The sequence below is a fragment of the Carboxylicivirga sp. genome (assembly GCF_982718395.1).
The window spans coordinates 25,359-39,367 of sequence record NZ_CEXQWX010000044.1 but is presented as its reverse complement, the minus strand read 5'-3'; the positions used below and the strand labels follow the sequence as shown (position 1 = coordinate 39,367).

Annotated in this window: 16 protein-coding genes; 13 read left to right on the top strand and 3 right to left on the bottom strand. The window is 37.1% G+C overall.

Annotated features, from left to right (window positions below; all coding sequences use genetic code 11):
- The coding region (locus AC4MRQ_RS10405; RefSeq protein ID WP_491197610.1) for a 6,7-dimethyl-8-ribityllumazine synthase at positions 1-91 on the bottom strand (91 nt) is incomplete at its 3' end.
- 135 nt (positions 92-226) lie between these two features.
- Positions 227-913: a tetratricopeptide repeat protein gene (locus AC4MRQ_RS10400; RefSeq protein ID WP_491197609.1), complete on the bottom strand. Its 687-nt coding sequence runs from the start codon at positions 911-913 to the stop codon at positions 227-229.
- Positions 914-1,146: 233 nt separating this feature from the next.
- Between AC4MRQ_RS10400 and recF the strand changes: the two genes are divergently transcribed.
- From recF to AC4MRQ_RS10385, 3 genes are all read left to right on the top strand, one after another.
- Positions 1,147-2,247, top strand: a complete 1,101-nt coding sequence (gene recF, locus AC4MRQ_RS10395) for a DNA replication/repair protein RecF (RefSeq protein WP_491197608.1) — start codon at positions 1,147-1,149, stop codon at positions 2,245-2,247.
- 83 nt (positions 2,248-2,330) lie between these two features.
- Complete coding sequence (locus tag AC4MRQ_RS10390; protein ID WP_491197607.1) at positions 2,331-2,696, top strand: four helix bundle protein; 366 nt, start codon at positions 2,331-2,333, stop codon at positions 2,694-2,696.
- Between the two features lie 33 nt (positions 2,697-2,729).
- Positions 2,730-3,020: a DciA family protein gene (locus AC4MRQ_RS10385; protein WP_491197606.1), complete on the top strand. Its 291-nt coding sequence runs from the start codon at positions 2,730-2,732 to the stop codon at positions 3,018-3,020.
- Positions 3,021-3,220: 200 nt separating this feature from the next.
- On the opposite strand, the gene ndk is transcribed toward AC4MRQ_RS10385, so the two are convergent.
- A complete protein-coding gene (ndk, locus tag AC4MRQ_RS10380) occupies positions 3,221-3,652 on the bottom strand; it encodes a nucleoside-diphosphate kinase (protein ID WP_491197605.1) in 432 nt (143 codons plus the stop codon).
- A 102-nt stretch (positions 3,653-3,754) separates the two neighbouring features.
- Here ndk and AC4MRQ_RS10375 point away from each other — a divergent pair, with 102 nt between their 5' ends.
- From AC4MRQ_RS10375 to AC4MRQ_RS10330, 10 genes are all read left to right on the top strand, one after another.
- A complete protein-coding gene (locus AC4MRQ_RS10375; protein WP_491197604.1) occupies positions 3,755-4,783 on the top strand; it encodes a DHH family phosphoesterase in 1,029 nt (342 codons plus the stop codon).
- Positions 4,767-5,306 (top strand): FKBP-type peptidyl-prolyl cis-trans isomerase, encoded by a 540-nt coding sequence (locus AC4MRQ_RS10370; protein ID WP_491197603.1) that lies wholly within the window; start codon positions 4,767-4,769, stop codon positions 5,304-5,306. The genes AC4MRQ_RS10375 and AC4MRQ_RS10370 overlap by 17 nt, the downstream gene beginning before the upstream one ends.
- Positions 5,307-5,371: 65 nt before the next feature.
- A complete protein-coding gene (locus AC4MRQ_RS10365; RefSeq protein WP_491197602.1) occupies positions 5,372-5,956 on the top strand; it encodes an FKBP-type peptidyl-prolyl cis-trans isomerase in 585 nt (194 codons plus the stop codon).
- 300 nt (positions 5,957-6,256) lie between these two features.
- Positions 6,257-7,582 (top strand): MFS transporter, encoded by a 1,326-nt coding sequence (locus AC4MRQ_RS10360; RefSeq protein WP_491197601.1) that lies wholly within the window; start codon positions 6,257-6,259, stop codon positions 7,580-7,582.
- Positions 7,583-7,676: 94 nt separating this feature from the next.
- Positions 7,677-8,654, top strand: a complete 978-nt coding sequence (locus tag AC4MRQ_RS10355) for an ROK family protein (RefSeq protein WP_491197600.1) — start codon at positions 7,677-7,679, stop codon at positions 8,652-8,654.
- A gap of 187 nt (positions 8,655-8,841) precedes the next feature.
- Entirely contained in the window at positions 8,842-9,540 is a 699-nt protein-coding gene (locus AC4MRQ_RS10350) for an NUDIX hydrolase (RefSeq protein ID WP_491197599.1), read from the top strand.
- A 24-nt stretch (positions 9,541-9,564) separates the two neighbouring features.
- Positions 9,565-10,626: a UDP-glucose--hexose-1-phosphate uridylyltransferase gene (locus AC4MRQ_RS10345; protein ID WP_491197598.1), complete on the top strand. Its 1,062-nt coding sequence runs from the start codon at positions 9,565-9,567 to the stop codon at positions 10,624-10,626.
- 13 nt (positions 10,627-10,639) lie between these two features.
- Positions 10,640-11,914 carry a galactokinase gene (locus AC4MRQ_RS10340; RefSeq protein ID WP_491197597.1) on the top strand — a complete coding sequence of 425 codons (1,275 nt, stop codon included), beginning with the start codon at positions 10,640-10,642 and terminating at the stop codon, positions 11,912-11,914.
- 56 nt (positions 11,915-11,970) lie between these two features.
- Entirely contained in the window at positions 11,971-12,990 is a 1,020-nt protein-coding gene (locus AC4MRQ_RS10335; protein WP_491197596.1) for an aldose epimerase family protein, read from the top strand.
- A gap of 100 nt (positions 12,991-13,090) precedes the next feature.
- Complete coding sequence (locus tag AC4MRQ_RS10330; protein WP_491197595.1) at positions 13,091-13,669, top strand: TetR/AcrR family transcriptional regulator; 579 nt, start codon at positions 13,091-13,093, stop codon at positions 13,667-13,669.
- The last annotated feature ends 340 nt before the right edge of the window (positions 13,670-14,009 follow it).

Sequence of the window (14,009 nt, the reverse complement as noted above, 5' to 3'; positions counted from 1 at the left end):
CACCATGTTTTAGAAGTGTCTTATAAGCACCTTCATATAAAGCCTCTGTTATTTCTGTATTCCACTCCGATACTACAATTCCAAACTTCATATCGGCTGCCGACGGAACATCGGCTATATTGTAATCTGATAAATTTTTTAAACTGGTTGCCATTGTTTTAATTTTATTGCAAAAATAAAAGAGGTTGCCTACATAGACAACCTCTTCATTATATTTTAGTTCAAATTACTTCGATTGTAATTCAGCACGTGTTAAATACTTGTCAATCTGACGAGCCTCTGCTGAAGCAGCATACTTGTCTTTAATTTTTTGATAGGCTTCAATGGCAGACTTGTAATCACCTTTTGTTTCATACATAATGCCAAGCTTCATCAAGTATGTAGGAGCAGTAAGCGTATTGTCATACGATGCTGCATTTTTATACTGAGCAATCGCATCATCACTTTGTCCCAATTCCGAATAAGCATCACCCAAAGCACCAGCTGCAGTTGCTGCTATCATTTCATCGCTGGTTGAGAAACTTTTTAGATAATCAACGGCTTCATTATAATTACCAAGGTGAAGGTTGGATACACCTGCATAGAACACAGCTAATTTACCAGCCCTGGTCGAACCATATTCATTAATAATATCTTCGAATCCTGCATTTTGTCCATCACCAACTAAAGCCAGGTTAAATGAATCTTTCTCAAAATATTGCTGGGCATAGAAAATATCATTTTGTGCATTCTTTTCATTCGGCATAAAATAGAATTTCTTCATTCCCCAGTATCCGGCAACTATAACAATGATTGCTAAAGCTATTATACTCAACTTATTCTGGTTCTCTTCAATAAAGTGCTCCGTCTTACTCAATGCGCTCTCCACATTCTCGAAGCTATCGTCTTGATGCGTACGTTTCTCTTTTGACATTTTAAGTAAATTTTTATTCGAATGCCAAAAGTAATTGTTTTGACCTAAAAACAAAAGGTGGATTATTACTTTTTAAGGCTTATTGATAAATTATTTAAATGCTGAGTGAGAGAAGCTCATAGAGTACTGCACCAGTGCAAGATGTACAACTTAGGTTTTAAGCATTAAAAATATTGATTTGCAATTTTGAACAATCCCTTGCGGATACTTACTTTTGCACAAAACCATAACATATGCACATCAGGCATCTTAATCTAATTAACTTTAAAAATATCATACAGGCCGAAATAGACTTTTCGCCTGGAATCAACTGCCTGGTAGGGGAGAATGGTGCCGGAAAAACCAATGTGCTGGATGCACTTTATTACCTTTCGTTTTGCAAGAGTTATTTTAATTCCATCGATAGCCAGAATATAAATCATGATGGTGAGTTCTTTGTAGTTCAAGGACAGTATGAACGGCAGGATGAGGAAGAGCATATCTATTGTGGACTAAAGAAGTCACAGAAGAAGCATTTTAAGCGCAACAAAAAAGAGTATAGTAAGCTGGCTGATCATATAGGGTTATTACCACTTGTAATGATTTCACCGGCTGATGAACAGCTGATTAACGAAGGCAGTGAGCAACGGCGTAAATACATGGATGGAGTAATTTCACAGTATGATAAGCCTTTTCTGGATGATTTGATGCGCTATAATCGCTCATTAATGCAACGGAACGCAACTCTTAAGCAACTAAAAGAGAGTGGTTCGCGTGATTATTCTATGCTTGACCTTTGGGACGAGCAACTGGAACAATTGGCTAACAGAATTTATCAGAAACGGATTGATTTTATACAGGAATTGGTACCTGTTTTCCAGAAGTACTATGCTTATATTTCTGATGGCAAGGAGGAGATTGCTCTGAACTATAAATCACATTTGCACGATGGTTCATTAAAACAGCAGTTACTGGAAGTTCGGGCAAAGGATACAATAGTTGGCTATACCACCAAGGGTATTCATAAAGATGATTTGGAGTTATTATTAGGTGGCTATTCTATTAAAAAGATTGCCTCACAAGGACAAAAAAAGACCTTTTTAATTGCGCTCAAGCTTGCCCAATATGAGTTTATTCAAAAGCACAATGGCATTAAACCAATTCTCTTGCTCGACGATATATTTGATAAGCTTGATGATGCCCGCAGTAATCGCCTTTTGCAATTAGTGTCAGAGGATGTTTTCAACCAGATATTTATCACTGATACCAATAAACCCTATTTACTTGATATTGTTGAGCGAACGGGTAAAGATTATAAAGTATTTGATGTGCAGGCGGGGCAAGTGCTTGGGTAGTTGTTGAATTGTTTATTTGTCGATTTGTTTATTTGACTGTGCGATGAATTGTTGATTTGGATTGTACATGTTTAAACTATTGAATGATGTATATTTATAATTTCGAGAAGTTAGAGGTTTGGCAGCTTTCACGTCAATTGGTTCGAAATATTTACCAAACGACAGGTGGATTTCCAAAAGATGAACAATTTGGATTAACAAATCAGTTACGAAGAGCTTCCGTTTCAATTTCATCTAATATAGCAGAAGGTAGTGGCAGGATGTCCAATAAAGATAAAGCCAGGTTTATCGAAATAGCATTTTCCAGCTTATTAGAGGTTGTGAATCAACTTATATTATCTAATGATCTTGGATTTATTGATGATATGACTTTATCTGACTACCGTGAGGAGATCAATGAGTTATCTAACAAATTAAACACATTTCACAAAAAGCTCCTTACAAATTAACGAATCTTCAAATCTACAAATAAACACAAGGTTATGCGCCGAAGAAAAACACAAGCCATAAGTGATGTCATCAAAGAAGTACTTAAAAAGCAGAACCTCAATAAAGGAATGCTGGAAAACCGTGCTGTTCATTATTGGTCAAAGGTGTTAGGACCTGCGGTGGCCAGGGCAACACACCGGATCTATGTGCGCAATGGTGTGCTTTATGTGGAAATGACATCAAGTGTTTTGCGCAATGAACTAATGATGTGGAAGGATAAAATCATCACGAACCTCAACCAGGCAATTGGCGAAAATATCATTAAAGATATTGTGTTCAGGTAGGACAGATGGAAGGTCGAGAGTGGGCAATAGACAGCAGTAAGTATAGTAATTATCACTTTTACATCATTGTAACTTCACAATTCCATAACTTGACAACTCAACACTAAATAAAAAAGCCCTTCACAAATGCAAAGGGCTTGTATTTCACATTAGTCATATGCATTGCAACTGCTTTCTGACTAATCAATTAATGACTGATTTTATGGATGCTTCTCCAATAGTTCTTTGTCACTAAAAAAGAAACGGCTTTCACGATCAGCACTGGCGTCGCTATCCGAACCATGAATAGCATTTTTAGCTTTGCTTTCGGCAAATAACTTGCGAATGGTACCATCTTCCGCTTCAGCTGGATCAGTGCTTCCAATTAGTTTTCTGAAATCCTCAACTGCATTGTCCTTTAATAATATAGCCGCAACAATTGGCCCTGATGACATAAAGTCGACCAAATCGGGGAAAAATGGACGTTCTTTATGTTCTTCATAAAACGATTCGGCATCTTCTTTGGAAAGCTTTAGGGATTTAACTGCCGAAATGCGGAAGCCAGATTCCTCTATCATATTAAGTATTGCGCCGATGTGCTTGTTTTTTACAGCTCCCGGCTTAATCATTGTAAGTGTTTTAAGTCCTGCCATATTTTAGCTGATTAATTAGTGTAAGGTAAAAAATTACAAATCCTAAATTACAAAATTTTTAGTCTTTCAAAATCTATATCTTTGTCAATCCAACAAAAATTAATGATGAATATTAAGGACAAGTCACAAATAGATTTATTTAAAACCAAAATAAACAACAGTAATAAAGTTGTAATTGTTCCACATAACAATCCAGATGGGGATGCACTAGGTTCATCTTTAGGCCTTTATAATACCCTAAAAAATATAGGCAAGGAAGCATCTGTTATATGTCCCAATGAATTTCCTGATTTTCTGAATTGGATGTATGGTGTTGAAGATGTGATTATTTACGATAAAAATGTTAAGAAGTCAAAGCGGTTAATAGCTGAAAGCGATGTTGTTTTGTTTGTTGATTTTAATGCTCTTTCCCGGATAAAATTAATGGGAGAGGTATTTGAAAAAGATGATACACCTCGTATAATGATTGATCACCATCCTTTTCCAGAACCTAACACAGCTGATGTGCAAATCAGTGTACCTGAGGCTTCTTCAACCTGCGAGTTATTGTTTTATGTATTGGATGAGGCTGGTTTAAAGGCGTTTATTACTAAAGAAGCAGCCGAGTGCATCTATGCAGGTATCATGACTGACACCGGATCTTTAAATTATAACTCCAACCGACCTGAAACTTATCTGATCGTAGCAGACTTATTGCGCATGGGTATAGATAAGGAACATATTCATCACATGATTTTCCATAACAACTCATTTGATCGCATGCGTTTGTTAGGACATGCTTTGGGTGAGAAGATGGAACGCATACCAGAACAAAAGGCGGCTTTTATCTCATTAAGTCAGGAAGAGTTGAAACGCTTTAATTTTAAGCCAGGTGATACAGAGGGATTCGTCAATCAGGCTTTGTGGATAGAAGGAGTTAACCTGTCGGCGTTGTTCACTGAGAAGAAAGATCTTGTGAAGATTTCGTTTCGATCACGAGGTGGCTTTCCTGCTAATAAATTCAGTGAAACATATTTTAATGGTGGCGGACATTTTAATGCAGCGGGAGGAGAATCAAAATTAAAACTGGATGAAACAGTAGAACGTTTTAAGAAAGTATTAAAAGAATTCTGCGATGCCAATGGTTATTAGATTATTATTGCTGTTTGTTATTTGCTTTGGGGTTTTGTTGGGTGGTTGCCGTGAAAAGCCAAAACAAGGTAAGCTAGTCACCAAAGAAATGCTTTTGGAGATGAACCGGAAAATGGTAAGTACCGAAGCTAAAGTCATTGAAAAGTATATTGAGGATAATATGCTGGATATGGAAAAATCAGAAACAGGTTATTATTACCAGATTAACACGCTCTCAAATGCACCGACAATTAAAATAAATGACAATGTTACATTAGCCTATACTACTAGTTTGTTAGATGGTACAATATGCTATTCATCAGCCACTGAAGGTTTAATGACTTTTACTGTAGGAAAGGCTCAGGTAGAAGCCGGTCTTGAGCAGTTTATTACAAAAGTAAATAAAGGTGCAATAGCAAAACTAATTTTACCACCTTATCTGGCACATGGTATCGCCGGTGATGATAATAAAATACCAAAATTGGCGATACTGCGGATGGATATTGAGGTAGTAGAAGTGGTGTGTAGTCAACCGAAGGATTAATTTGGTTTGAAGATTGCATAAAAATGATTTTCTTTGTGCATCTTGTCAAACTGACATATTACTAAATGATGAAGAATAAAAAAATAGATATCAAGTTAATATTAATAGCTGTTTTAACTCTTACGATTGGTTTCTCTGCTTGTAATAGTAACAATAACTTTGTCAATCCAAAAGAGCTAATTGAAGCAGAGCAGCAATTACTTGATCGATATTACAATGAAATGATGAGCAATGATATGGTTCGTTTGGACTCTATGACAGCTGCAGCTCTGGATACAATGGATCATCGATTTGAATCAGGATTGATGTTATTTCATACGAAAATAGGAGACGGTGATTCCATCAAGATATTCAATAAAGTTGGGTATCGCTTTACAGCATATAATATCGCTCAAGATACTTTGGATGTAACATATGAAGCTTATGCCGGAAGCAATGATTATTCAAATGCTCCGGTATCTTACACAACTTATTTATTGAATGATGCAGCCTCTGCCAACGCTACAGGAGTGCCATTGGGTATTAATGAGGCTTTATTGAATATGCGTTATGGAGGCGAAGCAAAAGTAGTTTTACCATCTGCAATTGGTGGAGTAAATGGTTATTATACCACCATATATGAATTAAGAGTGACATATTTAGAGCAATAAGAAATTAGGTTTTATATAGTTGAGCCACTTTCTGTAAGAAGGTGGCTCTTTTTTGTATAAATCAGAATGCACTTAATTTAAAACTAATTTTTATTAGCGGTTTTTTATGCATGGTTTGTTTAAAATGTGCGATTAAGTGTTATATTGGTCGGCGTTTTGAGTTTAATGAAAAATAAGGCAAAGAAATTACAAATTGTCGTTTAATAATTAAACGAAACTTGGATAAGCATACAATTAATTAATACACAAACTAAGAATAGAGGTAAGGAAACTTATCTCGAGATTTTAACTTATTAAATTATGTCTAGCAAAAACAACAAAGTGTTGCCAATAGTAATGATGTTCTTTCTATTTGCAATGATTTCATTTGTAACCGGATTATCAAATCCAATGGGTGTGATTGCCAAAAATCAGGAAGGTATTCTTAACTGGATGTCTCAGTTAGGTAACTTTGCCAACTTCCTGGCTTACTTATTTCTAGGATTACCTTCGGGAATTCTGTTAAAGAAAAAAGGTTACAAATTTACTGCATTAACAGCGATTGCTGTTGGTATTTTAGGTGTTGGCGTTCAGTTGATCTCTGGTTTAATGCCTTATGAAATTGGTGATAACTTTACACCTATCTTCTCTGTTTATCTGACTGGTGCATTTATTTCAGGATTCTCAATGTGTATGTTGAATACTGTTGTTAACCCAATGCTTAACACTTTAGGTGGAGGCGGTAAACGAGGAAACCAGTTAATTCAGTTTGGTGGTTCATTAAACTCAATGGCTGCTACAATTGTACCAATTCTTGGAGGTTATCTGATTGGAGATCTTGCAAGAGCCACAATGAAAAATGCAGTACCAGCCTTGTTAATTGCTATTGGTATTTTTGTTGCTGCTTTTATTGTATTAGCTATTGTTGCTATTCCTGAGCCTCACAACAGATCTGAAGAAGAAGGTAAGAAAGAAAAGGATAAGTACAGTCCTATGTCATTCCGTCATTTTGTTTTAGGTACTGTTGCAATCTTCTTATATGTAGGTATCGAGGTAGGTATTCCTAACTTTATCAACCTTTTCTTAACCACTCCTCAAGATTTAGCCGATGGTGCTAAAGGAATGGGAATTGATACAGCTGCTGCTGGTTCTGTAGTTGGTACTTACTGGTTCCTGATGCTGATTGGTCGTTTAACAGGTGGTATCTTAGGAGGTAAGTTCTCAGCTAAGGCTCAGTTAAGCTTTGTAAGTACCTTAGGTATTATTTTTGTTGGTTTAGGTATTTTCCTTCCATCAAGTATTTCAGTATCAATGCCTGTATTTATGTCTGATTTAAGCTTTGGAATGCAGACAGTTCCATTATCGGTAATGTTATTTACGCTTTGTGGTTTATGTACTTCAATTATGTGGGGTGGAATTTTTAACCTGGCTGTTGAAGGTATTGGTAAATACACCGAAATGGGATCAGGTATCTTCATGGTAATGGTTGTTGGTGGTGGAGTTCTTCCATTAATCCAGGGTGCTGTTGCAGATATCACAGTGAGCTACATGGCTTCATATTGGGTAATTGTTGCTGGTTTGGTATACTTATTATGGTATGCACTTGCGGGTTACAAGAATGTGAATAAAGACATTCCGGTTGAATAAACAAAAACATAGAATATTTAGAAACGACTTCCTGATAATATCTCAGGAAGTCGTTGTGATTAAATAATCTGATTAATCAATAAAAAGCATTCAAATGAAAAGAGTATCTGTTGGAGTTGATATAGGCGGAACTAATACTGCCATTGGTGTTGTAGACGAGCAAGGTCACGTATTGGCTAAAGATAATATTGCAACGCCTGACCATGGAGATATTAACGTATACATTTCGGACCTAGCTACTGCCATCAATAAATTAATGACCAATGCCAAATTGATGAACGATGATATTGACATTGCAGGTATTGGAGTGGGTGCACCAAATGGTAACTACTATAGCGGAACCATCGAATTTGCTCCTAACCTATCGTTCAAAGGAGTGGTACCTGTAGTCGAGTTGTTGAAAAAGCAATTCCCGGATTTAAACGCGATTGCTTTAACCAATGATGCAAATGCGGCTGCTATCGGTGAGATGATTTATGGTGGTGCCAAAGGAATGAAAAACTTTGTGATGTACACCCTTGGAACCGGTGTTGGTAGCGGTGTGGTTGTTAATGGTGATTTGGTATACGGACACGACGGTTTTGCAGGCGAATGTGGTCACGCAACTCTGATTCCTGAAGGACGCAATTGCGGTTGTGGTGCTAAAGGTCACCTGGAAGCTTATTGTTCGGCATCGGGAATGAAGCGTACTGCCTTTGAATTATTAGCGAAGTATAATGCGACCGATAGTCCATTGGCTGATCACTCTTATAATGAGTTGACTTCTAAGATGATTTACGATGCAGCAGTTGCTGGCGATAAAGTTGCTAAGGAAGTATTTGACCAGACAGGATACTATTTGGGGATGGGTATTGCTGATACCATCCATACTTTGGCACCTGAAGCTATCTTCCTGTTTGGAGGTCCATTGGCTGCTGGTGAGTACATTTTAAAGCCAACCAAGGACAGTATTGAACACCACTTGTTACCAATTTGGAAGAATAAAGTCAAGTTATTGGTATCGAAATTGGATGCTGGAGATGCTGCAATTGTTGGTGCAAGTGCGCTAGCCTGGAAAGAGCTGGAGAAGTAAGAAGAAATATAGTAATATAAGAAAGCCCTTTTGATTTACTCGAAAGGGCTTTCTTAGTATAAAAAAGTGAGGTAATCTATATCAGCAAGCTTAAGATTCATCAAATCAGCTTGTTTTAATAAATAAAAGTAAAATTTACATTTAAAATGCTATAAAAGTAAATAATACTTTTATATTTGTTTCTGTTATGAATACAACTATCTACGATCAATATCAAGAGAATAAGCGTTTTGTCTCCGTTGACTGCGTTATATTCGGATATGAACAAGAGCAATTGAAAGTATTGGTGTTTCAGCGTGCCATTGAACCTGCAAAGGGTGAATGGTCTTTACTTGGTGGCTGGGTGCATGCCAATGAATCAACTGAAGATGCAGCAAGACGTGTTTTACACAAATTGACCGGATTGGAGGATGTATATCTTGAACAGGTTCATACATTCTCAGCTCCGGATCGTGATCCAGGGGGTAGTGTTATAACCGTTGAATATTATGCTTTGATTAAAATCGATGATAAGGCGAGTAACCTGATTAAGGATTACGGTGCTAAATGGTTCTCGTTAGAGGAGTTACCAATGCTGATATTTGACCATGACATTCTCGTAAACAAAGCTCTGGAGAAATTAAGACTGCGATCAAGTTATGAAATAATCGGGCGTAAGTTGTTACCTGAGAAATTTACAATTACGAGGCTACGCAACTTATATAATCAAATATTTCAAAGAGAATTTGATCCGGGTAATTTCCGCAAGAAGATTCTTTCATTAAAAGTATTGGAGAGGTTAGAAGAAAAAGATATGTCTGAGTCAAGGAAAGGGGCATTCTATTTTAAGTTTAAACCTAAGGATGAGGCAGAATTCAGCGACCCTATTGTCAAACGATCAATATAGAATCACAAACAGTATACAAAAGTTATGGAACAATTTGAATTTACAGAACATTCTCATCGTCGATATAATCCCTTAACCGGCGATTGGGTGCTGGTATCACCACATAGAACGAAACGCCCCTGGCAGGGAAAGGTTGAGAAACCAGCAGTGGAAGAACGCCCTCAATATGATGAGAAGTGTTACCTATGTCCGGGAAATGAAAGAGCTGGTGGTCATCAGAACCCGGATTACAAAGATGTTTTTGTTTTCCAAAATGATTTCAGTGCTTTAGTACCAGATATTCCGCAAGGTCATTATACCAAAGGTGATTTGTTTCGGGCAGAAAGCGAAAAAGGGTTCTGTAAAGTAATTTGTTTTTCTCCGCGTCATGATTTAACCATTCCTGAAATGAAGGTGGAGAATATTCGCAAGGTGATTGATTTGTGGTGTCAGGAATATAAGGAAATAGGTTCACTCGACTATATCAATCATGTTCAGATTTTTGAGAATAAAGGTGATATAATGGGTTGTAGTAATCCACATCCGCATGGTCAGATCTGGGGTCAATATTCAGTACCAGTTGAACCTGCCAAAGAAGCAAAGATGCAAAAATCTTACTTTGACAAGCATGGTAAGACTTTATTAGAAGACTATGTAGCCGAGGAGTTAAAATCAGGCGATAGGATATTGGTAGAAAATGAACACTTTGTTGCCTTGGTGCCATTTTGGGCAACCTGGCCTTTTGAAGCGATGATTGTAAGTAAGCGAGCTGTTTCAAATATTACTCAGCTATCCGATGATGAGCGCGCGGCCTTAGCAGATGCGTATAAAAAATTGACAGTAATGTATGATAACCTTTTTGAGGTATCATTCCCATATTCAGCAGGTATGCATCAGGCGCCAACTGACGGAGAGGAACACCCTGAGTGGCATTTGCATATGCACTTTTACCCGCCATTGTTGCGCTCGGCAACAGTTAAAAAGTTTATGGTTGGATACGAAATGATGGGTAATGCCCAACGCGATATCACCGCTGAGCAAGCAGCACAGCGCTTACGCGAATTACCAATCACACATTATAAAAAGAAAAAAACAATAACTACTTAATTCAGTTTACATTATGCAAATTTCAAGTTTAATTGAGAAGATAAACGGTGGAAATAATCCGTTTTTTAAGGATTTATATGGAACAGATGAGTCAGTATTAAAAGCTCAGGCTGATCGTTATGTTAAATATATCAATGAGTTTAAAAATATCTATGGCTCGGATGATGTTATGCTTTTAAGCTCACCTGGACGTACTGAGGTTGGTGGTAATCACACCGATCACCAATTAGGACGTGTATTAGCTGGTGCAGTTAACTTAGATAACATTGCTGTGGCTTCTCCTAATGGAACCAATAAAGTTCGTATTACATCTGTAGGCTTCGAACCATTTGAAGTTGACCTTTCTGAGTTGGAGGTGACAGAATTCAAATTAACTCCGGGAAATATTGTAAGAACCATAGCTAAAGAAATTAAAGCATTAGGATTTGAGGTTACTGGCTTTGATGCAGTAATCCATGGTTGTGTACCTGAAGGTTCTGGATTAAGTTCTTCAGCATCGTTCGAAGTGTTAATTGGTGCTATCTTCAGTAACTTATTCAACGATGGTAAGTTGGATCCGGTTGATAATGCAAAAATTGGTCAAAAAGCCGAGCATGCCTGTAAGAAATTTTGCGGTTTAATGGACCAGACTGCTTGTGCGGTTGGAGGATTCATTACCATTGATTTTGCGGATAAAACGAATCCGGTTGTAAAAGCATTAGACTTTGATTTTGCTAAGACAGGCTATTCGTTGGTAATAACCAATACAGGTGGTAGTCATGGTGGATTGGATGAAGAATATAATGCGCTTCCGGGTGAAATGATGTCAGTAGCACAGGAATTGGGAGAGCAGGTTTTACGTCCATTGTCAATGGAAGATGTCGTGAAGGGTATTCCTGCAATCCGAGAGAAAGTAGGTGACCGTGCTTTGTTACGTTCCATTCACTTCCAGGCTGATAACTCACGTGTGGTTTATCAGGTAGATGCTTTGGAATCCGGTAACTTTGATAAATTCCTTGAGTTAGTGGTTGAATCAGGATTCAGCTCATATATGTACAACCAGAATATTTTTGTTGGTGGTGAAACAAAGCGTCAGAATGTTGCATTAGCATTAGCACTTTCTGAGTTAGTGTTGAAAGGAAAAGGTGCATGGCGTGTGCATGGTGGTGGTTTTGCCGGTACCATCCAGGCCTTTGTTCCTAACGATTTATTGGATGATTATATTTCTACATTAGAATCCGTGTTTGGAAAAGGTAATTGTCACAAGTTGTTCATCCGTTCTAAAGGAGCTGTTCAGGTAGAATTATAATAAATGGAGTAACTGCCCAGGCATTGGTTTGGGTAGTTTTTCAAAAGGAAGGAAGTATGAAAGCATCTGATGTATTTACATTAAAAAATAGCAATAATGTTGAAGTAACATTTATTGCACGTGGCGGACAAATTACCTCTATTAAAGTACCTGATGCCAAAGGTGAAATAGCTGACGTGGTTATTGGTTATGATTCAGTTGAAGGAGCTTTAGCGGGTGATGCCTATTTTGGAGCAATCTGTGGCCGATATGCCAACCGAATTGTTAAGGGGCAGTTCGAACTCAATGATGAAACTTACCAGTTGGACGTTAATAATGGTCCCAATCATTTACATGGAGGGATTGATGGGTTTAATCTTCGTACTTGGGATGTAGAGAAAGTTGATTTGCCACAATTTGCACAAGCCTATAAGTTGATGTTGGTTAGCCCTGATGGTGACCAAAACTACCCAGGTGAGCTGACAACTGTTGTAACTTATGGTCTAACCAATGATAATGAGTTTGTTATTGAGTATGACGCGGAGTCTAACAAGGATACGATTATTAACCTCACTTCTCATGCTTATTTCAATTTAAAAGGTGCTGGTACTGGTACTGTGGCTGAACATAAGTTGTTAATCAATGCAGACAAGTTTACACCGATTGATGGTGAAATAGGAACAGTAACAGGAGAAATTGAACCTGTTAAAGACACGGCAATGGATTTTACCTCTGCCAAGAAGATTGGAGAGGCATTAAGTGCAGATTGTCCACAGGTTAAATTGGTTGATGGAATCGATCATAACTTTGTGATTAATGACTATAACGGTGATCTAAAGTTAGCAGCCAGATTAGAAGATACTGAATCAGGCAGGGCAATGGAAGTCTATACCGACCAGCCTGGTGTTCAAATCTATACGGGGAGTCATTTTGATTCTTCTGAAATCGGAAAATCAGGTGATCCAATTGAAAAGTGGGCAGGTGTAGCTTTGGAAACTCAGATTTTCCCTGATTCACCTAACAAAGAACATTTTCCAAATGCTGTATTAAAAGTGGGAGAGAGATACAAGCATACTTGTGTCTATAAATTCATTTAAGAAATAGCCATATAATTAAGCTGCTTTCATACTTTGTGGAAGCAGTTTTTTTATCCGTTAAATTTTTAACTTACCTTCGCAAGGATTTTTTGTAAAAAATATGAGTAAGAAAGCTGAGATATATAAAGGAGCAATGGAACTTTTTGTAGAAAAAGGTTTTGCTGCATCGGTAAATGAATTGATTGATCGGATTGGTATCGCTAAAGGAACTTTATACCATCATATTACCAGTAAGGATCAGTTAATTATTGATATCTATAAGCAGCTGATGTTTGAAGTTGAAGAGCAATGCGTTAATAAACTAACAGAGGATCAGAAAGAGAGTACCAAGCAGGTATTTAGTGGTATTGTCAAGTGGTTTATTACTCATCCCATTAAGTTTTATTACATCAATATTTTTGAATCCAGCCCATATATGAAAGTACATTTTGGTCTTGTGGAAGAAACAAAAGAGGGACCAAAACGGTTTATTATGCAAAAAGTGAATATGGGTATCTTAAAGGCCTATAACACAGATATGATTGCCTTTTTTGATTTTGCATTTACACGGGCTACGGCTAATTACTTCCTTGCTTCTGCTAAACCGTTAAAAATCTTTGCAGAGGAATTCGATACTGCTTTTGATATGTATTGGGATGGTGTGGCGCAAAAACAAAACACCGATTTGAAATTAAAGTAAAGTCAGGTTTTAAAAGCTTAAATAATTGTTTATCATGGTGGAGGGAATATTTCTGCCAGAAGTATGAACGAATCATAAAGCTTAGTCCACTATTAAGAATTCATTTTGTTATTTAGGCATAGCCAGCTATTGTCTTTTTCTTTTGTACTTATAATTTGTTCATAAATTAAGGTTGTTTCTAATAACCTGTAATCCTGTCTATCATATTGATTATTTGGTGGTGTCTTTCGTTGTTTCTTGTTGATAACTTCTTAAAAGTTGTTAATTATTTCTGGTGCAATTTTTAGTCATTGATACAGAATTAACAGAATTTTAACATTTAAAAAACCGACCTATTGGT

Bases quoted from the DNA above. Each gene is read 5' to 3' on its own strand.
- AC4MRQ_RS10400 (WP_491197609.1), bottom strand. From the start codon at position 913: ATGTCAAAAGAGAAACGTACGCATCAAGACGATAGCTTCGAGAATGTG.
- recF (WP_491197608.1), top strand. From the start codon at position 1,147: ATGCACATCAGGCATCTTAATCTAATTAACTTTAAAAATATCATACAG.
- AC4MRQ_RS10390 (WP_491197607.1), top strand. From the start codon at position 2,331: ATGATGTATATTTATAATTTCGAGAAGTTAGAGGTTTGGCAGCTTTCA.
- AC4MRQ_RS10385 (WP_491197606.1), top strand. From the start codon at position 2,730: ATGCGCCGAAGAAAAACACAAGCCATAAGTGATGTCATCAAAGAAGTA.
- ndk (WP_491197605.1), bottom strand. From the start codon at position 3,652: ATGGCAGGACTTAAAACACTTACAATGATTAAGCCGGGAGCTGTAAAA.
- AC4MRQ_RS10375 (WP_491197604.1), top strand. From the start codon at position 3,755: ATGATGAATATTAAGGACAAGTCACAAATAGATTTATTTAAAACCAAA.
- AC4MRQ_RS10370 (WP_491197603.1), top strand. From the start codon at position 4,767: ATGCCAATGGTTATTAGATTATTATTGCTGTTTGTTATTTGCTTTGGG.
- AC4MRQ_RS10365 (WP_491197602.1), top strand. From the start codon at position 5,372: ATGATGAAGAATAAAAAAATAGATATCAAGTTAATATTAATAGCTGTT.
- AC4MRQ_RS10360 (WP_491197601.1), top strand. From the start codon at position 6,257: ATGTCTAGCAAAAACAACAAAGTGTTGCCAATAGTAATGATGTTCTTT.
- AC4MRQ_RS10355 (WP_491197600.1), top strand. From the start codon at position 7,677: ATGAAAAGAGTATCTGTTGGAGTTGATATAGGCGGAACTAATACTGCC.
- AC4MRQ_RS10350 (WP_491197599.1), top strand. From the start codon at position 8,842: ATGAATACAACTATCTACGATCAATATCAAGAGAATAAGCGTTTTGTC.
- AC4MRQ_RS10345 (WP_491197598.1), top strand. From the start codon at position 9,565: ATGGAACAATTTGAATTTACAGAACATTCTCATCGTCGATATAATCCC.
- AC4MRQ_RS10340 (WP_491197597.1), top strand. From the start codon at position 10,640: ATGCAAATTTCAAGTTTAATTGAGAAGATAAACGGTGGAAATAATCCG.
- AC4MRQ_RS10335 (WP_491197596.1), top strand. From the start codon at position 11,971: ATGAAAGCATCTGATGTATTTACATTAAAAAATAGCAATAATGTTGAA.
- AC4MRQ_RS10330 (WP_491197595.1), top strand. From the start codon at position 13,091: ATGAGTAAGAAAGCTGAGATATATAAAGGAGCAATGGAACTTTTTGTA.